Source organism: Paenibacillus sp. P4_A7 (genome assembly GCF_056402455.1).
On sequence record NZ_JBFUHJ010000029.1, the window covers coordinates 14,732 to 37,274 of the forward strand.

15 protein-coding genes, 1 pseudogene and 1 riboswitch are annotated in these 22,543 nt (G+C 45.2%); of the genes and pseudogenes, 13 read left to right on the top strand and 3 right to left on the bottom strand.

Features of this window, described 5'->3' with window-relative positions; genetic code table 11:
* Positions 1–31: 31 nt before the first annotated feature.
* Positions 32–1,429 carry a Fe-S cluster assembly protein SufB gene (gene sufB, locus AC1DWN_RS07150; protein ID WP_477558212.1) on the top strand — a complete coding sequence of 466 codons (1,398 nt, stop codon included), beginning with the start codon at positions 32–34 and terminating at the stop codon, positions 1,427–1,429.
* Positions 1,430–1,970: 541 nt separating this feature from the next.
* On the opposite strand, the gene AC1DWN_RS07155 is transcribed toward sufB, so the two are convergent.
* From AC1DWN_RS07155 to AC1DWN_RS07165, 3 genes are all read right to left on the bottom strand, one after another.
* Positions 1,971–3,026, bottom strand: coding sequence for an HD-GYP domain-containing protein (locus AC1DWN_RS07155; protein ID WP_477558213.1), 1,056 nt, complete (start codon positions 3,024–3,026; stop codon positions 1,971–1,973).
* Positions 3,027–3,121: 95 nt separating this feature from the next.
* Entirely contained in the window at positions 3,122–4,198 is a 1,077-nt protein-coding gene (locus tag AC1DWN_RS07160; RefSeq protein WP_477558214.1) for a ThiF family adenylyltransferase, read from the bottom strand.
* Positions 4,199–4,294: 96 nt separating this feature from the next.
* Positions 4,295–5,047 carry a molybdenum cofactor biosynthesis protein gene (locus AC1DWN_RS07165; RefSeq protein WP_477558215.1) on the bottom strand — a complete coding sequence of 251 codons (753 nt, stop codon included), beginning with the start codon at positions 5,045–5,047 and terminating at the stop codon, positions 4,295–4,297.
* A 102-nt stretch (positions 5,048–5,149) separates the two neighbouring features.
* On the opposite strand from AC1DWN_RS07165, the gene moaA reads away from it, so the two are divergent.
* From moaA to AC1DWN_RS07225, 12 genes and pseudogenes are all read left to right on the top strand, one after another.
* Complete coding sequence (gene moaA, locus AC1DWN_RS07170) at positions 5,150–6,151, top strand: GTP 3',8-cyclase MoaA (protein ID WP_477558216.1); 1,002 nt, start codon at positions 5,150–5,152, stop codon at positions 6,149–6,151.
* A 51-nt stretch (positions 6,152–6,202) separates the two neighbouring features.
* Positions 6,203–7,651, top strand: coding sequence for a bifunctional metallophosphatase/5'-nucleotidase (locus tag AC1DWN_RS07175; RefSeq protein ID WP_477558217.1), 1,449 nt, complete (start codon positions 6,203–6,205; stop codon positions 7,649–7,651).
* A gap of 139 nt (positions 7,652–7,790) precedes the next feature.
* A complete protein-coding gene (locus AC1DWN_RS07180; protein WP_477558218.1) occupies positions 7,791–8,909 on the top strand; it encodes an HD-GYP domain-containing protein in 1,119 nt (372 codons plus the stop codon).
* Between the two features lie 124 nt (positions 8,910–9,033).
* Positions 9,034–10,173 (top strand): radical SAM/CxCxxxxC motif protein YfkAB, encoded by a 1,140-nt coding sequence (gene yfkAB / locus AC1DWN_RS07185; protein WP_477558219.1) that lies wholly within the window; start codon positions 9,034–9,036, stop codon positions 10,171–10,173.
* Between the two features lie 73 nt (positions 10,174–10,246).
* The gene (gene ytvI, locus AC1DWN_RS07190; protein WP_477558220.1) at positions 10,247–11,278 is read left to right on the top strand and encodes a sporulation integral membrane protein YtvI; all 1,032 of its coding nucleotides are present in this window, start codon (positions 10,247–10,249) and stop codon (positions 11,276–11,278) included.
* Between the two features lie 86 nt (positions 11,279–11,364).
* Positions 11,365–12,522, top strand: a complete 1,158-nt coding sequence (locus AC1DWN_RS07195) for a glycosyltransferase family 4 protein (RefSeq protein WP_477558221.1) — start codon at positions 11,365–11,367, stop codon at positions 12,520–12,522.
* A gap of 74 nt (positions 12,523–12,596) precedes the next feature.
* Positions 12,597–12,701: riboswitch (TPP riboswitch) on the top strand.
* A 347-nt stretch (positions 12,702–13,048) separates the two neighbouring features.
* Positions 13,049–14,815 (top strand): phosphomethylpyrimidine synthase ThiC, encoded by a 1,767-nt coding sequence (thiC, locus tag AC1DWN_RS07200; protein ID WP_477558222.1) that lies wholly within the window; start codon positions 13,049–13,051, stop codon positions 14,813–14,815.
* Entirely contained in the window at positions 14,805–15,926 is a 1,122-nt protein-coding gene (locus tag AC1DWN_RS07205) for a ThiF family adenylyltransferase (RefSeq protein WP_477558223.1), read from the top strand. Before thiC ends, AC1DWN_RS07205 begins: the two co-directional genes overlap by 11 nt.
* Positions 15,927–15,962: 36 nt before the next feature.
* The gene (gene thiE / locus AC1DWN_RS07210; RefSeq protein ID WP_477558224.1) at positions 15,963–16,817 is read left to right on the top strand and encodes a thiamine phosphate synthase; all 855 of its coding nucleotides are present in this window, start codon (positions 15,963–15,965) and stop codon (positions 16,815–16,817) included.
* Positions 16,818–16,822: 5 nt separating this feature from the next.
* The gene (locus AC1DWN_RS07215) at positions 16,823–17,650 is read left to right on the top strand and encodes a thiazole synthase (protein ID WP_477558225.1); all 828 of its coding nucleotides are present in this window, start codon (positions 16,823–16,825) and stop codon (positions 17,648–17,650) included.
* A 2-nt stretch (positions 17,651–17,652) separates the two neighbouring features.
* Entirely contained in the window at positions 17,653–18,795 is a 1,143-nt protein-coding gene (thiO, locus tag AC1DWN_RS07220) for a glycine oxidase ThiO (protein WP_477558226.1), read from the top strand.
* Between the two features lie 203 nt (positions 18,796–18,998).
* A pseudogene (locus AC1DWN_RS07225) lies at positions 18,999–22,543 on the top strand (hypothetical protein); the annotation flags it as partial.

Here is a 22,543-nt window from a genome sequence, read left to right on the forward strand (position 1 = left end):
TAAGCATTATATATGAGGAGTGTGAATAACGATGGCTAAACAAATGCCTGAAATGGAAGAGTATAAATATGGTTTCCGTGATGAGCATGAAGCTGTTTTTAAATCGGGTAAAGGATTAACGCCAGAAATCGTACGGACGATTTCGGAAATTAAGAACGAGCCTGAGTGGATGCTTGATTTCCGCTTAAAGTCACTTGAACAATTTTATAAAATGCCTATGCCGACTTGGGGCGGAAACATGGATGATCTCGATTTCAATGACATTCAATATTTCGTTCGTGCATCGGATAAGCAAGGTAAAACTTGGGAAGAAGTTCCTTCAGAAATCAAAGAAACATTTGACAAGCTTGGTATTCCTGAAGCAGAACAAAAGTTTCTTGCCGGCGTATCGGCGCAATATGAATCCGAGGTTGTATACCACAGCATGCAAGAGGACTTGGAAAAACAAGGCGTTATCTTCACAGATACGGATACAGCGCTTCGTGAGTACCCTGAGCTGCTAAAAGAATATTTCGGAACGATTATTCCTCCGAATGATAATAAGTTCGCGGCTCTTAACAGTGCGGTATGGTCAGGCGGAAGCTTCATCTACGTGCCAAAAGGCGTGAAGTGTGATATTCCACTACAAGCATATTTCCGGATTAACTCCGAAAACATGGGCCAATTCGAGCGTACGCTTATTATTGTCGATGAAGATAGCTCCGTTCACTATGTTGAAGGCTGTACTGCACCTGTATACAGCACAAACTCTTTGCATAGTGCGGTTGTGGAAATTTTGGTTAAGAAAAATGCGGTGTGCCGTTATACGACGATTCAGAACTGGGCACCGAATATTTATAACCTTGTAACAAAACGTGCAATAGCGGATGAGAATGCAACGATGGAATGGGTAGATGGAAACATCGGCTCTAAACTAACGATGAAGTATCCAGCAGTTGTTCTAAGAGGCCGCGGCGCAAAAGGTATGGTATTGTCCATTGCTGTTGCAGGTAAAGGCCAGCATCAGGATGCTGGCGCTAAGATGACTCATCTAGCACCAGATACGAGTTCTACGATTATTTCCAAATCGATTAGTAAGCATGGCGGTAAAGTAACGTACCGTGGTCTTGCATCGTTCGGACGTAACTCTGATGGCGCAAAAGCAAACATCAAATGTGACACGCTCATTCTTGATAATGAATCGACATCAGATACGATTCCTTATAATGAGATTATGAACGATAACATCACACTTGAGCATGAAGCAACGGTATCAAAAGTATCAGAAGATCAATTGTTCTATCTGATGAGTCGCGGTCTAAGCGAAGCAGAAGCTACGCAAATGATCGTAATGGGCTTTATCGAACCGTTCACTAAGGAACTGCCGATGGAATATGCAGTTGAAATGAACCGTTTGATCAAGTTCGAAATGGAAGGCTCTATCGGCTAATAATAGCTTGGAAAAGGTTTTGCTTGCTGTGATATATATCACAGTGGGCAAGGCTTTTTTTATTCAATTTAAAAAATGTTGGGTAATTTGAAATTTCGTGATACCTTTTTAATACCTTCTAGTTATCCCCCGTTGTATTTGACTGTATTTTATACAATCAACGCCACTCAAAAACGGTTTATTTGTCCCAGACTGTATTTCATACAGGCTAATCGCCTATTTCGTAGATAAAGAACCGCTATCTGCCTATTTGATTGTATATTTTCCATTCAAATGAATTGAAACTGGGAATATAGGCTGTTTGGATGTATAATATCCATTCTAATCGTCTGTCCATCCTTTTCATGCGTTGATTTATGGGTGGAAAGTTTGGAGATATGATGACATTAGAGACAGAGACTTTCATGACGGTAGCCGGGGAGCTTGATGTCGCTCGGACATATACTGAATTATGTATCAGGGATATGACTGGTATCATGTACATGTTAAAAGCCATGCTTGGTGTGAGGCTAATCACTGCAAGCATGGCTTTTATTTAAATTTATAGGTACACATGTTTAATTTCGTACTCGCGTTCGGCAGTCATATCGATAAATCGATCATCAATTTGAATAAGTGGATGGAAAAATTCGGTGGGGTGGGTCATTACAATCATACCCGTTTCTCCTGTTACAAGCTCTATTCGTTTACCGATAAAATTAGGCATCATGTGCTTAATAAATGTATGTGTGGTTAAAGGATCAAGCTCATTGAAGCTTAAGCGGTAGAGCTCCTTCAATACATATAGCAGATCGCGTTTCTCTTGATAGACACGTTCGGATATCATAGCACTATATATGTCGACCACGGCTATGATTTTGGATATGGGATGAATTGATTCTCCGGTTAGTCCATGAGGATATCCGCTTCCATCATTTCGCTCATGATGCTGCAGTGCTCCAATTGCTAGGTCAGGCTCGTCAAAGGAGCTTAATATAATTTCATGTCCATAAAGAGTATGTTTCTTTATTTCCTCAAATTCTTCATGGGTAAGTTTGCTTGGTTTGTTCAATAATTCATCTTGTATCCGACATTTACCAATATCATGAAGAAAACCGGCTTTGCCGATTTGAAGAACTTCGGATTCCGAGTAATCGAGCCATGTGGCTAAGTAATAAGAGAGCATACCTACTTGAACGGAATGCTGATAGGTATAATCATCTGTCGTATTTAATAGTAAAAGCATGGATACGACATCGCGTTCTAGTTGGAGATTTTGAAAAAGCGGTTCTAGTATTTCTGTAACTTGCTTATCCTCGATCTGGCCAAGGCTTAATGCGCTGGAAAACAAGCTTTCGAAGCTTTTGACTGCGTTCTCATAAATGGGCTGAACAACTGGAAGCCAATTAGGGTTTACAGTGGATTCTAGGGTCCGAATTAGCGGATGCTCACTTGCTCGCTCGTCTATGTCGACGTATTCAATTTGATGCTGAAATAACTTTGATATTTCTCCGTTCTTCAAGACCGTTCCTTGAGAAAGGACATGAAGCCCGTAATTATTGAATGTATCTCGGCTCAGTTGGTCCCCATTTATTAATTCTGTGACATGAACCCTCATTAAGACACCCCTATAGAATGAACATGGAATATGATATACCAATTATAGTAGCAATGATTTATTAAAATGGCAATATGAGGATTTTCGAATTGTGACTAATTACCCAAAATTTCGGCATAAATAGACCTTGCTTTTGTCAAACTATTTGTTCCTTGAATGATTGCTCGTCCATCGCTGAATAATACGAAAGTCATATCACTACTTAACTCAATACGTAATAAAAAACGATTTAGCTTAAGAGTACCTATCGGCTGCAAACGCTTAGCCAGCTCCTCTAATTGAAGGGAAACCGTTTGATTTGGCGTAATCTGTACGGAGTTTCGTCCACATAAGGATGCGGCAGTTAGTTCTGCTGCGCTCTCTTCCAGGAAATCATACTGATGATGACTGCAGGCAGGACAATCACTTCGCCTTGCTTTTTCAATTGAGACTGGCAACCAGGCATGGTTCCATAGATCTACTTGGAATAGAGTATGATGCAGTGCTTGCCGATTGCCGGATAACAGCTTGATCGCTTCAGTCGCTTGTAAGGATCCAATAATATCTACAATAGGTGAGATCACGCCTGCCGTTTCGCAGGTATCCGTTGTACCGGGAGCTGGAGGATCAGTGAACAAACAACGATAACAAGGCGTTTCAAGCGGAATTATAGTCATCGACATGCCAGAAGCACCAACGGCTCCTCCATATATCCAAGGTATTTGGTTTTTTATGCTAAAGTCGTTCATTAAATACCTAACGGAAAAGTTATCACTGCCATCTATAATGACATGAACATCAGAAAGTAGTTCTTCAGCATTTGCTGTTGTTAAATCCGCCACTACAGGTTCAATAGTGACCGTGCTGTTCATAGCTCGCAAATGAGCGGCTGCCGCAGGAGCTTTTGGAAGCATTGAAATAACATCCTGCTCCGTATAGAGCATTTGTCTTTGGAGATTACTCCATTCGATGATGTCGCGATCTATGATTCGCACAAAGCCAACTCCAGAGCGTACAAGATGCTGTGCGATGACAGAACCCAGCGCCCCCATCCCAACGACCGCTGCGCGACCTTCGCTTATAGCCTGCTGCCCGGATTCGCCGATGGGCGCGAAGCGTATTTGTCTTGCATAACGAGAAGAGGAGGCCGATGTTACTGACTCGATCGACGCATCCTCGTGTTGTTTAGTCATGATTGGTTCTCCTTAAAGTTTTACGAAGTAAAACTACTTCGTAAGCATTAACTAAGTTTTACGAAGTAAAACTACTTCGTAAGCATAGACTTACATTTATCCTTCGAAATTGTTTAATGGTGTTGTTGGGTTCCAAGGACCAAGCTGATGGCCCTTCCATTCAGACCCATCCTCCCATATTTCTTTTTTCCATATGGGCACAATCTGTTTCAGCCTCTCGATGGCGTAGCGGCTGGCTTCATAGCAGCTATCTCGATGAGGTGCGGATACAGCGATAACAACGCTTGTTTCCGCGAGACCTACAACTCCGATCCGATGGCTTATAGCACATAATGCCCCTTGCCAGCGGTCAGCTATTTCCTCACCGATTTGACGCATTGTAGCGACAGCCATCGGCGCATAGGATTCATACTCAAGCCTAACGGTTCTCTGACCTTGCGTCCATTCCCTTGTAGTCCCCACAAAGGCGATTGCGGCTCCGTGCGCGGGTACGATTACTTTAGTGAGCACATCATCTGATACAATTTTTTCTGTTGTTATCACGTAGCGTTCATGTTGCTTTTCTGACGAGTCTGACTGCCCCTCTAACACCTCTTGACCTCCTGATACAGGAGGTAACATGGCCAATTCATCGGATGAGGACAGGGCGACATTCTCGGCGGCGTAAGCATGATTGCAAGCGATGAATGAAATATTTATCAAGCTGGCATGCTCGGGATATTTTGCTGAAATGGCTAGCTTTAATTGCTCTACGTTAAGCTGATCAGAGCTTAATTCAATGTCGATCTCAGAGCATCCAAAACGTTCTGGAAGACCGGCGAATAGTTTGATTTTCCAAATGAAATTCATGGTAGTAAACCTCTCATTATCATGACGTGATGATCTTTATAGAATACCATATTTCCGAAAAAAATGTTATGCTGGTACAGTATTAGAAAGGAAGTGTGTGACATGACAATCATGACGGACCGCTTTGGACGCGTACATGATTATTTGCGTATTTCAGTTACAGATCGCTGCAATTTACGCTGTTTATATTGCATGCCTGAAGAAGGAGTGGAGTTCGCTGAATCCGAATCCTTACTATCCTACGATCAAATCGTGGAGGTAGTTGAAGCAGGTGCAAAGCTTGGCATTACGAAGCTGCGTATAACTGGCGGCGAGCCACTTATCCGTCCAGATTTGGACGAATTAATAAGAAGATTAAAAGCCATTCCCGGCATAAATGATATAGCGTTAACGACAAACGGCATATTTTTGGCTAAGAAGGCCAAAGCATTACGTGAAGCTGGACTGAACCGCGTAAATATTAGTTTGGATACATTAGACCCTTCGCGCTTTCGCTTCATTGCTAGGCGAGGAGATTTAAAGAAAGTAATGGAAGGGATCGAGGCGGCGGGCGAGGTTGGATTCGATCCAATCAAGCTGAACTGCGTACTTTTGAAGGAAGTAAATGAAGACGAAATTGCTGCATTCCTTAAGCTTGCCTACGAGCAGCCTCTGCATGTCCGATTTATTGAATATATGCCGATAGGGCATGCGGATGAAAATTGGAAAAAGCATTATTTACCTTTGACACGAGTGCTTGAGGTTGCTGTGAAAGAGGGCTACCGCATTAATCGAGGTCCTAATGTTCATGGTAATGGCCCATCTGATGATTGGCAAATGGAAGGTGCGCGGGGTTCCTTTGGCCTTATTCATCCAATTAGCGATCATTTCTGTAAAACCTGTAATCGGCTGCGTTTAACAGCAGATGGCTCCATTAAGCCTTGCTTGTATTGGATAGACGAATTAAACGTGAAAACAGCGTTTGGGGATCCGGAAGGCATGCAGCAGATCTTTTTAAGAGCAATGGACATTAAGCCGGAAAATCATGAGATGGCGGCAAAGCTAGGGGATCAAGCGCTGTCCTATGTCCCGACAGAACGGCGTATGTCGCAAATCGGAGGTTAGCAAGAGCAGCTTTTATCGTAGATAGGAAGCGAATGGGAGGTGTGCATCAATTTGGAACAAACTTTTCAAACCCGAGTAGTGCTCCTTCATAGTAATGATATTCATAGCCGACTTGAGAATGCAGCCAAAATTGCAGGATTCATTGCGGAGGAGCGGCGTAATTACGGTAGTAATAGCGTGCTCGCTGTCGATTGCGGAGATCATATGGATCGGATGCGTGTGGAAACCGAGGGCAGCGATGGAATAGTGAATGTAGAGCTTCTGAACAATGCTGGATATGAAGCTGTTACACTTGGCAATAATGAAGGGCTGACGTATTCCTATCAAAATCTCGCTAACGCATATACGAATAAAGCGAAGTTTGCGGTACTTGTTGCTAATATGACTGATTCCACAACAGGCGAGCCTCCTGATTGGATGCTTTCTAACACGATTATTAATAAAAATGGACTGCGTATTGGGCTCATTGGTGTGACAGCAGCTTTTTCTGAATTTTACATATTGCTCGGCTGGCATGTGACAGATCCGCTGAAAGCGGTACGGGAACAAGCAGCATGGCTCAAGGACCGTGTGGATGTCGTCGTCGTCATGTCGCATCTTGGTATTACATTAGATCGCCAAATGGCAGAACAAGTGGAAGGGATCGACCTCATTCTCGGGGCGCATACGCATCATTTGCTTGAGGAGCCAATTGTTATCGGCGATACGACGATTTGCGCAGCCGGAAAATTCGGCGAGTATATCGGGCGGGTAGAAATCGGGATCGATCCGATTTCGTCCCGCCCCTTGTTCCGCGCGGCTTGCGTGCCGACGGCCGCATTAGCGGAGCAGCAGGAAGCCGCCGTGATTATAAGCGGCTTCCGAGAGCTGAGCCAGCAGCGCCTAAGCCGGGTAATTGCCCGGCTTACGGTGCCGCTGCCAGCTAGATCCGAGCGGGAGACACCGCTCGGCAATCTGCTCGCCGCCGGCCTGAGACGCTGGACCGATGCCGAGATAGGCATCGTCAACGCGGGCCAGCTGCTAGGCGGCCTAGCATTAGGGGACGTGACAGCGGGCGAGTTACACGCCCTCTGTCCGTCGCCGATTAATCCGTGCCGGATGGTCATTGCCGGCACACATCTGCGGGCAGCGCTTGAGCAGTCGCTGCTGCCTGAGTTTATCGGGAAGCCGATTAAGGGTTTCGGCTTCCGAGGCGAGGTGCTTGGCATGCTTGCAGTAGACGGCATGGCCATTGAATATGATTCCACGCTTCCTGTAATGAGTAAGCTCATCTCGGTAAGGGTGAATGGAAACTTGCTTGTGGATGAGAAGCTGTACACGATAGGTACAATTGATATGTTCAGCTTCAAAGTAGGTTATGAATCACTGGCTAACGCCGAACAGAATATCTATTATTTGCCGGAGTTTATAAGAGACGTCATTGCCGCAGAGCTTCAAAGCAATATCTCGCTTGAGAAATGTCATCAGAAAAACTGGAATAATATATCTAAATTACCGTGAGAATGTCGATAAATGTAGTCGTGTGTCGATTTTAAAGAAAAAAATGGTTGATCTTGTCGAGATTTTCCCTTACATTAACATTACGAACGGCATTTTCCGATGTAATAGGTAAGATGCCATATAGGGAAGGGTCGAGAGTATGCGATTGGTACCGATTTCAAAGTGTCTGCCAGGAATGAAGCTGGCCAAAAAAATATTTTCACAGGAAGGTATGGTCCTCCTCGGTGAAAATATAGAACTCACAAATCGCCTTATTACCCGGCTTAATCAGTGCGGGATAGAATATGTATATATATCGGATTTCAGGACAGATGATATCGTGCTGCCTTCTTTAATTAATGAGGAGACGATGCGCTTTGCGATCAGAGAGATCCGTACGAGTTTTCGGGAAATGATGGACCGTCCCAAGCAAAAAAAAGGCGGGTCTTATCCTTATATTGCTCAGCCTTTCAAACAAATGATGAATATGATTATAGATGATTTATCTCATCATAGTGATGCGATGATTATGCTGATGGATATGGGGACTGTCGACCACTACTTGTATCAACATTCTCTCAATGTTTGCGTCTATACAACACTGCTAGGCATATCGAACGGTTACTCCCGCGAGGAACTGATGACACTCGGCATGGGTGCACTGCTGCATGATATTGGCAAGACGCAAATTTCAATTAATATGTTAAGAAAGCCGGGTTCCTTGTCTAATGAGGAGTTCGAGGCGATGAAGCAGCATGCTAGAATCGGCTATGAACTGCTTAAGGATGAACCGAATATTCCGCTGCTAGCTGCGCACTGCGCATTTCAGCATCATGAGCGAATTGATGGCAGTGGATATCCTCGAGGTATTAAAGGAAATGAAATTCATGAGTATGCGAAATGGATTGGACTCGTCGACTCTTATGATGCGATGACGACAAATCGTGTATATAGTGCTCCTATGCTGCCGCATCATGCGATGGAGCGTTTGTATGCGGGTACAGGGACGTTATACGAGCAAAAGATGATTCAGCTATTTCGAGATAGGGTGGCTATCTACCCGATCGGCATTTCTGTTAAGCTGCAGACAGGTGAAACAGGAATTGTCGCCGATTTGAATAATTCATACCCCCAGAGACCTATTATTCGTATTCTCTACAACGAAGCTGGCGAGGAGATCACCTCACCCTATGAGATTGATTTATCGAAGCAGCTGTCGATGATGATAGTCGGTGTCAATGATGAGTCGACTGATATAAAGAAAGCGTCGGTTATTTAATAATGAGAAAGGGGCCATACAGGCTCCTTTTTATTTTTTTTGGTTATTTATTTGCTTCCTGCGGAATAGGACATTACAATAAAGTAAGATAAATTACACATATAATTAGTCAGGTGCTGAATACATGAATACGATAGATTTACAACAATCGATTAACCCGCTTTCCCCTTTATCTCMGACGAATGACCCATGGGATCCTATTCGTTCACTACAGCAGTTTGGTAGACATCGATTAACTAGCGTGGAAATGACCGTTTCCAATCTATGCAATATGCGGTGTGAGCATTGCGCAGTTGGAGATACGCTTGTCATGTCAGAGCCAGCAAAAATACCACTCAAGCAAATGCTGCAGCGACTAGACGAAGTGGAGCATCTCGAAACGATAAGCATTACCGGTGGAGAACCATCTTTCTCAGATAAAACCGTACGAGACTACATGGTGCCACTCCTTCAATATGCGCGCAGCCGTGGGATTCGTTCTCAAATTAACTCCAATGTAACTCTTCCTTATAGCAGATATGAGCAGCTAGCTCCTTATTTGGACGTTATGCATATTTCATTTAATTACACTTCGGCAGAGGAATTTCACCAGATTGGTTTTGCGAGAGCTGGACATCACGTTTCGCTAGAAGCAGCTACCAAGCTCTATGAACGAATGATTGATAATACCCGCCGTCTTAGTGAAACAGGGGTATTAGTATCAGCAGAGTCGATGATCAATTACAAAACATATGACAAAATTGATGAGATCCACCAGTTAATCGTCGAAATGGGATGCCAGCGTCACGAGGTGCATCCGATGTACCCAAGTGCTTTTGCCAAAGATTTACCAGTCCTGTCGAGAGCACAAATGCTGCAATCGCTTGAGAAGTTATTGAATACAAGGGATAAATCTGTTTGGATGCTTTTCGGGACTTTACCGTTTTATCATTGCAGCGACAGCTCTGAGGAGCGTAATTTGCTTAGGCGGCTCGCAAGTGAGCCGAATGTTACCGTAAGGAATGATCCTGATGGCCGAAACAGACTTAATGTAAATTTGTTTACAGGTGACGTATTTGTTACTGACTTTTCTGACGTACAGGCTTTCGGCAATATTGGCTCTTCAAAGCTGGATGATTTGTTTGAAAGTTGGCTTGATCATAAGCTTGCGAAAAGCGTGAATTGTCATTGTCCAGCTGCAGCCTGCTGCGGTCCGAATTTGTTAGTCAAAGATATGTATTATAAGGACATTGATTTTCATCAACGCAGTGCAGTTATGGAATAGTAAATGGATGCTGCTCTCTTTCATTGATTAAAATACCAAACTGCTACAGTTTATTAGGAAAGGAGGAGAAGCGGTGTCCGTAAAAACGATTATATTTGTAGCAGTTGGCCTGCTGTTGGTTTACTTAATGTTTACAGTTGGGGCGCCATTCTTGTTAGCCCTTGTTGTAGCCATTTTTCTAGAGCCGCTTAATCATTTTTTTATGAAGAGGTTTCGGATGAACAGACTAGCAGCAGCTACTACGTCCAGCTCTCTTTTTACAGTCATCCTCATTGGTTTGATCGGATTGCTAGGCGTGAAAATGGTAGCCGAGCTTATCGCCTTCTTCAAAAAAGTACCGAATTACTTCGAGGATGCAAACGGTATGGTTGATGACCTCATGCTGCAAGCGCAATCGTTGTACCAAGGTTTGCCTCCAGATGCAATTGACACTCTAGAAACCTGGCTTATGGGTTTAACGAATACAATTACCAAAATGGTAGGCTCATTATCTAACACGGTTCTCGCGTTTGCATCGGGTATACCTGGCATGTTCATTTTCTTTATCGTATTTTTAGTCGCTGTATATATGTTTAGCTTCAGCTTGAACACGATGATGGCTTCTGTATTGTCGATGTTCGATGAGAAATCACATGCACAAGTAAATGATGTGCTGCTTAATTTGAGAAAATCTATCTTTGGGTTTTTGCGTTCACAGTTTATATTAAGCGCCTTAACGTATATCATTTCCTTAATAGGATTGTTTGTTCTCGATATTAAGTATCCATTGGCAATTGCATTGCTTATTATTGTGGTAGATATTATGCCGATACTCGGTACGGGATCGGTGCTAGTACCTTGGGGAACCTACTTAATCCTCACAGGAGATGCTTTCTCCGGAGTAGGGCTCATCATTCTATTCCTATTTATTACCGTGTTTCGCCGTATTGTTGAACCGAAAATCCTTGGGGATGCTGTTGGAATTGGTTCCTTGTCCGCACTTATTAGCTTATATGTGGGATTCAAACTTGTCGGAGTTATCGGTGTGTTTATCGGACCGCTTATCGTTATTATATATATGGCGGCACGCAAGGCCGGATTATTCCAAATGAAAATTAAGCTTTAGCCTGATTTAAAGGTGAGCCGTGTCTAGGTATGCCTCCTTGACGTATGATACTGCAAATAGCAGATCACTAGGAGGCTTTTGAATAGATGGCACCAATAAAAGTGGCGATTATTACGCCTGGGTCATACCCTTTTCCATCGTCGGGCAGCAGTTCGGTTGAGCGGGTAATTGAGAAGTTTGCTCCGTTGCTATTGCCGCATGCTGAGCCTCGAATTTATGGGAGAAGGAGCAATAAGCTGCCTCGATTGGGAAAGTTTAAAGGGCTTGTATGCGAACGGTTTCCTGCTGAAAATAAGAAGCGATACATTGAAGCGGTTGCTTGCAGCGTGAAACGCTATTCGCCGGATATTATTGATGTTGAGAATCGCCCCGAATATATATTAACCATAAAACGAATGAATCCAGGCAAGTTGGTCTGGCTTTATTTGCATTCCTCTACATTTATTGTTCCACCGCATATATCTTCTGCTAAGCTGCGTAAAAGTTTACAAGCAGCAGATAAAATTATTGTGAACAGCGAGTACCTGAGACGTATTGTCGTTTCCAAGGTTCCTGAGGTTGCAACCAAGGTTAATGTGATATATCCTGGTGTCGACATAGTAAGGTTTCCATCACAATATTCGGGTAAGGGAGCTGAAATGCGAAGGCATTTTCGTACTAGACGAGGCTTGAATGGAAAAAAGGTTGTATTGTTCGTGGGGAGGCTCATTCCGCTAAAGGGCGTTCATCATTTGCTCCGCATCGTACCAAAGCTAGTAAAATTGCATCCCGATCTTGTTGTTATAATAGTGGGCAGTCCATTTTACGGCTCCCATCGTAAGACCGCTTATTCACGTAAGTTAGAGAAGCTTGGCCGCCAATGTCGAGGTCATGTGCGATTTATACCTTATGTGCCTTATACAGAAGTGCCGAGTTGGACACTTGCCGCCGATATTGCCGTCGTTCCATCTGGACAACGTGAGGCATTTGGCCTTGTTAACGTGGAAGCAATGTCCTGCGGCGTGCCTGTTATCGCAACTCGGGCGGGTGGAATGAAGGAAATCATTCGACATGGCGAGACCGGTTATTTAGTTAACCCTAGTCGCATTGAATCGGAGTTGAAGGAAAAGCTGCATCTGCTCTTAAGCGACAAACAACTGCGTGAGAAGCTGGGCAAACGCAGCCGCGAGCTTGTGGAACAGACGTTTACGTGGAAACATACTGCTGATCGATGGGTGAAGCTATTTCATGAAAATGGGTCGTAAAAGGTATTTCAATTTGTGGGAATGGTAAAATGAGGGTTGACACTCTTCTTGAATTAACGATATAGTCTAACAAGGAAATCCACTAGGGGCGCCGTTACGGCTGAGATAAAGCGATATGCTTTGGTCCCTTTGAACCTGATCTGGGTCATGCCAGCGTAGGAAAGTGGGATTGTGCGTTTATTTACACAAAACGCGAGAAACGCTCTGTTTCAAACGGCTGCTTAGTCAGTGCGAATGAAAAAGTATGACAGAGCTGCGTCCGTCTGCTTGCCAAGCAGGCTCGATTCTCGTGTTTGACGACACACTTCAACCGCTCCCTCGCTGGGGCGGTTTTTTTGTTAGGATAGAGTGCTTTTTGACCAGTTGGACCTTAAGCTGGTTCTCAGAAAAGCGGAATTTCTATCTCCGCCTCAGCGATTGTTGCCGCATAAGCTTATGCGGATTTAGTGGTGCGTAAAACTTTCTTATAAGCTCGCATATGCCTCCAGGTGGAATTCCAATTATTCCATATGGGAGGTTTTTTACTATGCCAATTATTATGACGCCGCTGCCAGGCAGCCGAAAGGTGTATGTGACAGGAACGAAAGAAAGTATCCGTGTACCTATGCGAGAAATTGTATTGGAACCGACTACTGGAAGAAACGGTGTGGAGCAGTCGAATGAATCGGTATTTGTATATGATGCAAGCGGCCCTTATACGGACCTTGCCTATGAAGCCGATATCAGGCGCGGACTACCAGCGCTGCGTACAAGTTGGATTACTGAAAGAGACGATGTAGAGAGTTATGAAGGACGAGAAGTGCGTCCAGAGGATAATGGATTTATTTCAGAGGAAAAGACCCAGCAGCGGGGGGCAGAGTTGTTTCCTGGCCTATCCAGACGACCGCTTCGAGCGAAGGAAGGCCTTAATGTAACGCAGCTACATTATGCACGTAAGGGCCGCATTACTCCCGAAATGGAGTATATTGCGATTCGTGAAGGGATGAGCGCTGAATTCGTTCGGGCTGAAATTGCTGCAGGGCGTGCTATTATACCAGCTAATATTAATCATCCAGAAAGTGAACCAATGATTATAGGGCGTCAGTTCCACGTAAAAATAAATGCCAACATTGGGAACTCAGCCGTTGCTTCATCCATCGAGGAGGAGGTGGAAAAGATGACGTGGGCGACTCGTTGGGGTGCGGATAACATTATGGATTTGTCGACTGGCAAAAACATTCATACAACACGTGAGTGGATAGTACGCAACTCGCCGGTTCCGGTAGGAACAGTGCCGATCTATCAAGCACTTGAGAAAGTAAATGGCAAAGCGGAGGATTTAAGTTGGGAAGTGTACCGCGATACGCTAATTGAGCAAGCAGAGCAAGGCGTTGACTATTTTACGATTCATGCAGGAGTGCTGCTGCGATACATTCCACTTACAGCAAAGCGAGTAACGGGTATCGTATCACGCGGAGGATCTATTATGGCTGCTTGGTGTTTGGCCCATCATCAAGAGAATTTCCTATATACGCATTTTGAAGATATTTGCGAAATTATGAAGCAGTATGATGTTTCGTTCTCGCTTGGTGACGGGCTAAGGCCAGGCTCAATTGCCGATGCAAATGATGAAGCTCAGTTTGCTGAGCTGGATACGCTGGGGGAGTTGACTAAAATCGCCTGGAAGCATGATGTACAGGTCATGGTTGAAGGACCCGGTCATGTACCGATGCATCTGATTAAGGAAAATATGGATCGTCAGTTGGAGGTGTGTGATGAGGCCCCGTTTTATACGCTTGGTCCGCTTACGACCGACATCGCCCCTGGCTATGACCATATTACCTCAGCAATAGGAGCAGCAATGATTGGGTGGTTTGGAACAGCTATGCTTTGCTATGTGACGCCGAAGGAGCATTTAGGGCTTCCAAACAAGGAGGACGTAAAGGAGGGTGTCATTACGTACAAAATTGCGGCGCATGCGGCTGATTTGGCGAAGGGGCATCCGCGTGCGAGGCTGCGTGACGATGCCTTATCGAAAGCGCGTTTCGATTTCAGATGGCGCGATCAATTCCACTTGTCGCTTGATCCAGAAAGGGCAATGGCCTATCACGATGAGACATTGCCGGCAGATGCCGCGAAATCTGCTCATTTCTGCTCCATGTGCGGACCGAAGTTTTGCAGCATGCGGATTACACAGGACATCAGAGAGTATGCGGCGCAGAATGGGCTTGAAACCAAGGAAGCTATTGAATCGGGTATGAAGGAAAAGGCAGAAGCATTCAAAGCGGCAGGGAGCTCTATCTATGGTCAATAATAACGCACTCGCTTGGACTGACCGCTATTCGAGACAAACGAGATTTGCACCGATTGGGGAAGCGGGCCAGACTAAGCTCGGTCATGCAATCGTACTTATTGTAGGAGTCGGTGCTCTTGGTGCTTCACTAGCGCAGCATATGGTGCGAGCAGGTGTCGGAGAGGTGAGACTGGTCGATCGCGATTATGTCGAGCCGAGTAATTTGCAGAGGCAGATGCTGTTCGACGAAGCCGACGCGCTGGCTATGCTGCCAAAGGCCGTTGCTGCAGCGGAAAGGCTTTGTAAAATAAACAGCGAGATTAGGATAACAGCTTCTGTAATCGACGTGCATGAGAATACGGTACAATCGATAACTGCAGGAGCGCATCTTGTGTTAGACGGAACGGATAATACCGCAACGCGCTTGCTGCTTAGCGATCAATGCTTTTTTCAAGATATTCCGTTTATATATGGCGGCATTGCAGGCTCGCAAGGGATGAGCGCAGCCCTTATACCAGGACAAACGACATGCTTGCGCTGCTTAATTGGAGCCTCGGAAACTGAAGTAGAAGCCGACACCTGTGACACGGTTGGTGTACTTTCTCCAGCAGTTGAATTCGTGGCTGCACTCCAGGCTGCCGAGGCAATTAAGTGGCTGTCAGGAAATAAGTCTGCGATACGACAAACGATGGTCAGCTTAGATTTATGGTCTTTCAAACTGAGAGAGGCAAAACTGCCTTCCGGCAGTACGGCATGTAACTATTGCGGTCAGGAGCAAAAGGGTTCGGTGAATAGCCAAGTTCCTTCAGTAATAAAAGCAGCAAGTACGGCAGTTGATACCATTTCATTTGCAAAAGCACTAGCAGAAGCACAAGTCGATGAAGTAGGAAGCGTCGTTCTCTGCGGAAGAAACTCGGTACAGGTGACCCTTGCAGAGCCTCTTCATTTAGAAAAACAGGAAAAGAGGCTAGCGGCTAAAGGCTGCAGCTTGACAGTAAATCGTTATTTAGTGAAGGCCGTTCTGCCTAGCGGAGAACAGTTAGTCTTATTCCCAGACGGTCGAGTACTTGTACAAGGTACATCGGATAGGGAAAAGGCGGTTTTGCTGTGCAGAACCTATCTTTTGACATAGAAGCTAATTCATTTATTCGATAAAGGGGGAATAGGTATGCGTTTGGAAGCATGGAAAGATTTTCAGCTATATGTTATTACTGCTCAGTCTAACCATCCGGGTAGGTCAGTTGTGGAAGTTATGGAGCAGACGCTGCAGGGCGGTGCGCAGATCGTTCAGCTTCGCAACAAGACGGGAGCGCGCGAAGAAGTGTTGGAACAGGCAAGAGCACTGCGTTTGCTGACTCGAAAATATAATGTGCCGTTCTTTATTAATGATTATCCGGATATCGTTCTGGAGGTCGATGCGGACGGTGTTCATTTAGGTCAAGAGGATATGCAGGTTGCCGAAGCAAGAAAGCTTCTTGGACCAGATCGAATAATTGGGATATCAACCCATAGCTTGACTCAAGCCATAAAAGCTGAACGAGACGGGGCCGATTACATTGGCGTTGGACCGGTATTTCCGACGAATACGAAGCCAGGGCGCGCGGCCGTTTCGACAAGTTACGTCACCGAGGTGGCAAGTCATATCTCGATTCCATTCGTAGCAATTGGCGGCATTACTTTAGCAAATGTTGATCTTGTGCTTGCAGCTGGTGCGAAGCGAATATGCGCCGTATCAGAAATCGTAGGTAGTGATAACCCCGCAGCTGTATGCCGGGCATTCCTTAAAGTTATCCAAGCGGCGGCCTCACATGATGTGAGAAATAAGAAGATTGTAACCGTGAATGGCCGTCTGGAGCAGGTTAGTGTTAGCACGATCGAAGAGCTTGTCGTTCAGTTTGGTCAACAAAACAAGAAGCTTATTGTTGAACTGAACGGTGTAATTGTACAGCGTGCGCTTTGGGCAAAGACCGAGCTCGAGAATGGAGCTAAGGTTGAGCTGGTACATTTTGTAGGAGGGGGCTGAGGAATATGGAGAAATGGGGAAATGAAGACCTGCTGGTCATAGGCGGTCAGGAGCTTCACTCGCGATTTTTGTTTGGAACAGGACGATTTCCGAGTCCAGCTATACTTCAACAGGCGCTTGCGGCTTCTGGATCAGAAGTAATCACTTTTGCTGTGAGACGCGTAAATTTGGATAGTGTAGAGGATGATTCCATATTGCAGCATTTCGCGGAGCGATCACCTATTTACTTGCCGAATACTTCAGGCGCACGAACAGCTGAGGAGGCTGTAAGAATTGCTAGACTTGCACGAGAAGCAGGGCTGGGTAATTGGATCAAGGTTGAGATAAGCGGTGACCCGCGAACACTCTTGCCGGATCCAATTGAGACACTTCGGGCGACGGAAATGCTTGCTAACGAAGGCTTTATCGTACTGCCTTATACATCGGATGACCCTATGCTTTGTAAAAGGCTGGAGCAAGCAGGCGCAGCAGCAATCATGCCGGGCGGTTCGCCTATCGGTACCGGACTTGGTTTATTGAATCCTTATAATTTGGGACTGATTGCAGAGCAATCTAAAGTGCCTGTCATCATTGATGCAGGTATTGGTTCGGCAAAGGATGCTGCGGAAGCTATGGAGCTGGGCGCGGATGGTATTTTGGCCAATACACCGATTGCAAAAGCACAGGACCCAGTCTTGATGGCACGGGCATTTCGTTTAGCCATCGAAGCGGGTCGCCTCGCTTGGCAGGCTGGTCGTATTCCGAAGAAGCGCTACGCATCAGCGAGCAGCGACTGGGCTGGCTCGTTGTTCGAAGCTCCAGCGAGCGGCAACAAAATAGGTGGAGGCGATTAGCTTTGACGCAATCCATAATTGTACTGGGTGGAGGAATAATTGGTTTATCCTGCGCTTTTGAAGCGGCACGCAGAGGAATGAAGGTTACATTGATCGAACCTGCTGAACTGGGCGGTCAAGCGTCGGGCGCTGCTGCTGGAATGCTCGCCCCTTATTCAGAAAATACGGATCAGCCGGATAGCTTTTTTCAGCTCAGCTTGCTCAGCCTACGTCATTATCCGAAATGGGTAGAGATAATAGAGGAGCTGTCAGGCATATCGGTGGAATGGGTTCGAAGCGGGAGCGTAAATGTGCTGCTTCATGAAGCTGACGTACTCCCGATGCAAACCAGGCTGCGATGGCAAAACGCTTACGGAGCAGAAGCTGAGCTTGTCGGAGCGGAGCAGCTTAGGAAGCTTGAGCCACAGCTTGTAAAGTCGGCCGTTGCGGGTGTTTATACGCCTCATGAGAGTCATATTTATGCGCCGAAGCTGGTAGCTGCATTGGAGGCGGCGTGCCGTAAGCTCGGGGTTTTGTTCGTGACGCAAGCGGGTGAGGTGAATGATGTCATTGTGCATGCTGAAGGAGGTGTAACGGTTCTAGCAAAGGAGCTTCTGCAGCCGATACACGCAGAACGGCTCGTGGTTTGTGCGGGCGCTTGGTCAGGAGATTATGAGGGTTGGTTCGGACTAACCATACCCATTCATCCAATACGAGGACAAATCTGTTCCTTTGAGCATAGACCTGAAGAAGTCCATCATATGGTATTTAGCAGCCAAGCATACTGGGTCGGCAAACTGAACGGCCGTCTTGTTTGCGGTGCTTCCGAGGATGTTGCAGGCTTTGATACGCAAGTTACCGAGCGGGGAATCGGTCGGTTAATACGAAGCAGTAATCAACTTTTTCCGTATTTGGAAGGTAAACCAATGGCTAACCGATGGGCTGGTTTGCGCCCGGCAACAAGGGATGGTTTACCGCTTATTGGTGCGGTTGAAGGGATACCGAACGTTTTTATGGCGGCGGGGCATTATCGTAATGGGATTCTGTTAAGTCCAGTTACAGCTTCTATAATTGTAGACTTGCTCGAGGGGAAGCCGACTGAACTGCCAATAAGTACATTTTCACCGAATCGCTTTACAGTTTTTCAATCTAGGCGACGTTATTAGTTAAAATATGTTTATTGTGGCCGATGAGTCACTTTCGATAAATGTATTATGTTTGTTGTTTAAATAATGAGCCATGTTGCAGGAGCCCAGTGCTCCTGCTTTTTTTTCACATGTACAAATGTTTTTATTGCCTTAAGAGTAGCCAGCCCATGGGTAGTTGCATATATTGCCTATGACATTTCAGGTGGAAGAAGGAGAGAACAATGACAAAAAGCAGAAGAGGAAAAAGCCCGAAGGGGCGAAAGCCGCTTTTTTATGTTGATAATCCGCAGACTTCCGAGTTACAGTGGCTGGATGAATCGGACAACAGGAGAGGAACTACTCGATCTAAAGTAGCTGAATCAAATATATCAGCTACGGATAAGGATCAACCAGATGTCAGTATTCATTCGGTTTCAGCAGTTATGGAGTCAGCGACGATACCCGGAGAGGTTGAATTAACGGGAAATGAACAGGAAGAAACGACTACGATTGATGAGTCAACTTTAGTTGAAATAGTTGAATTAGTTGAGATAATTGAAACAAATGATCAATTGGAAGAGATTAGCCAAGAACAGAAATTGGAAATAATTGAAGAAAAGAAAAGCCCTGATCTTCCTATTCCGTTTATTTATACGGATGATATGGTTAACTCCGCAGTTACCGCCGAAAAAGTGGCGTCAGGTGCAATCGACAACAGCAAGCTTGCAGCAGGAAGCGTTCATTCTGATGTAATTGCAGATTTTGCGATAGAAAATATTCATATTGCAGATGGAGCCATTAACTCTGTTAAAATCTTGCCTGAGTCGATAGCGGGTTACCATTTGATCAATCAATCAGTATCTGGCGATAAAATATTAGACCACTCCATCTGTGGAAGCAAGCTCCAGGACGGAAGTATTACATCAAATAAACTGGCTGATCGTACGATAGATACAAGTAAAATTGCAGATGGGTCCATTGATGCCAGACATTTGAAGTCGCTTTTCATTACAACAGGGCTGATCGCGGATCATTCGATTACTTCTGAAAAAATACAAAGTGGTACGATTCAGTCTGGAAATTTGGCAAATGAAGTTATAGATAATTCTAAGCTTGCAGAAGGATCTGTAACACATTCTAAACTTCGCGATGAGGCTGTAACTAGTGAAAAAATTGCTCCTGAAGCAATTGAAGCCAATCATTTGAAGCCAGGGCTATTGCTCGCTGAGCATGTCTCTTTAGGAATTATTCAAGGAAAGCATATATCCCCAGATGAAATAACAGCCGAGCATTTGACGGAGGGAGCAGTAGCAACAAGGGCGTTGCAGGCAAAAGCAGTCGGGTCCGAACAAATAGCAAATGGTGCCGTATCTTCGTCTCATCTACAGGCTGCGTCTGTTAAAAGTGAACACATTGGAACAGGACAAATCACGAGCGGGTTACTGGCTGATGTATCCGTTACTTCCTCGAAGCTGGCCGATCAATCGGTATCAACTATTAAGCTCGTCGACCATTCCGTAACGTCATCCAAGCTTTCCGATCAAAGTGTTAACGCACAGAAGTTGGCTAATGACTCAGTGCTCAACCAACATCTTAGCAGAGGAAGCATATGCTCCGATCATATAGGTGATGTTCAGGTGAAGCAGTCGCACTTGGCTGAAGGGGCTGTATCGACAAGGCAGATTGCTACCGATGCTATTAAGCGTGAGCATTTACAAAACTGGATCGTTACCGAGGATAAGCTGGCTCCTTTAGCTGTTCGTGAAGAGCATATTGGCAATAATGCTGTAAATATGGCGAAGATTGCAGATGAGTCTATTTCTCGGAGCAAGCTAACGCTCGGAGCGGTGGATGGGAAGATTTTGGCTGATGGATCTGTGGAATCGAAGCATCTGAAAGATGATATTATTACATTTCAGAAAATAGCGCCTGAAGCACTTCGTTCCTATCATTTTGGAGAGGGCTCAGTATCAGGAGATGCGATTGCTAACGAGTCCATTAACGGTGGCCATTTACTGCCTGGAATAATTGTTAATCTTCATCTAACCGATGGGGTTATTTCAACAAATAACTTGCAGAATGGAGTTATAACGAGAGATAAACTGGCTACTGGCGCTATCACGGAAGGTCATATCGCCTCTAGCGTTGTTTTCTCACATCATTTGGCTGATTATGCTGTGAATTCGCTCAAGTTATCACCAGAGTCGGTTTYAACTGATAAGTTAACGGATTTTAGTGTATCCTCTGTGAAGCTGGCGGACGGTAGTGTTACAAGTGCAAAACTTGCACTGAATGCTGTGTCATCTGAGCATTTAGTTAAGCAATCGATTTCGACAAAGCATATTCAGATCCAATCCATTCAAAAGGAACATATCCAGTCTAAGACCATTGGATCCAATCATTTGGATAATCAGTCGGTGGGTGCGGAAGCACTGCAGGATGGTGCTATCTCAGCCGTTAAATTGGCCGGCGGTGCTGTTCAGTCCAAGCAAATTGCAGATGAAGCAGTGCTAAGCCGACATTTAGGGAATAGATCTGTTTTAGGCATTCATTTGAGGGACAGCAGCGTCCATGATATTCATTTGGTTGACGCCTCCGTAACGGAGAAGAAGATAGCTGCCGGAAGCGTTGGAGCAGGTCATCTGCAAAATGATTCTGTAAGTGCGGATACGCTCCAGAAAGGTGCAGTTGGCACGGATCATATCGCAGCAGGCGCTATCACATCGAGTAAAATTGCAGATCAATCAATCGGAGCAAATCAACTTCAGGAAGATTCGGTTCTGTCTTCTCATTTGTCACCAGACAGCGTAGGCGAGCTAGCATTGCAGAACGAATCAGTAACGCAAGGAAAGCTTGCCTTAGATTCAGTAACAGGCGAGCATGTGCAGCTTGAGTCATTGTCAGGAAAACATCTAAAATCAGAGACGATTCACGGTTATCACATTCAAAAAGGTACGCTTACCTTAGCCCACTTAACTGGCGATGCGCATGCTTTCGAAAAAATAGCAGATGAAAGTATCGCTGGCGGTAAAATCAAATCAGGATCAATCAGCAGCAAACAATTAGCTGTAGATAGTGTACGAACGGAGCAGTTGAAAGACAGTACGGTTACTCGAGAGAAGCTAACAAAAGATGCTATCGGCAGTGAGCAAATTGAAGCAGACTCTGTTGGCACGAAACAGCTTTCAGCAGGCAGTGTAACGACTGAGAAGCTGGCTGAAGGAAGCGTTGGCGAGCAAGCGTTGCAAGATGAGTCGGTTACGCAGTCTAAGTTAGCGCTAGAATCAGTATCGGGCGAGCATGTGCAGTCCGAAACGCTGTCAGGAAAGCATCTAAAGCCAGAGTCATTGACTGGAAAACATCTGAAACCAGATACGGTCGAGGGCAGCCACATTCAAAAAAGTACGATAACATTAGCCCATTTGGGTGATGACGTGGTTACTTTCGATAAAGTAACAGATGAAAGCATCGCTGGCAGCAAGCTGGAGTCAGGATCAATTAGCAGTAAGCAGCTGGGGCTTGGAAGTGTAGAAGCGGAGCATCTGTCAATCGGCAGTGTAACGACTGAGAAGCTTGCAGAAGGAAGCGTTGGCGAGCAAACGTTGCAAGATGAGTCGGTTACGCAGTCTAAGCTAGCGCTAGAATCAGTATCGGGCGAGCATGTGCAGTCCGAAACGCTGTCAGGAAAGCATCTAAAGCCAGAGTCATTGACTGGAAAACATCTGAAACCAGATACGGTCGAGGGCAGCCACATTCAAAAAAGTACGATAACATTAGCCCATTTGGG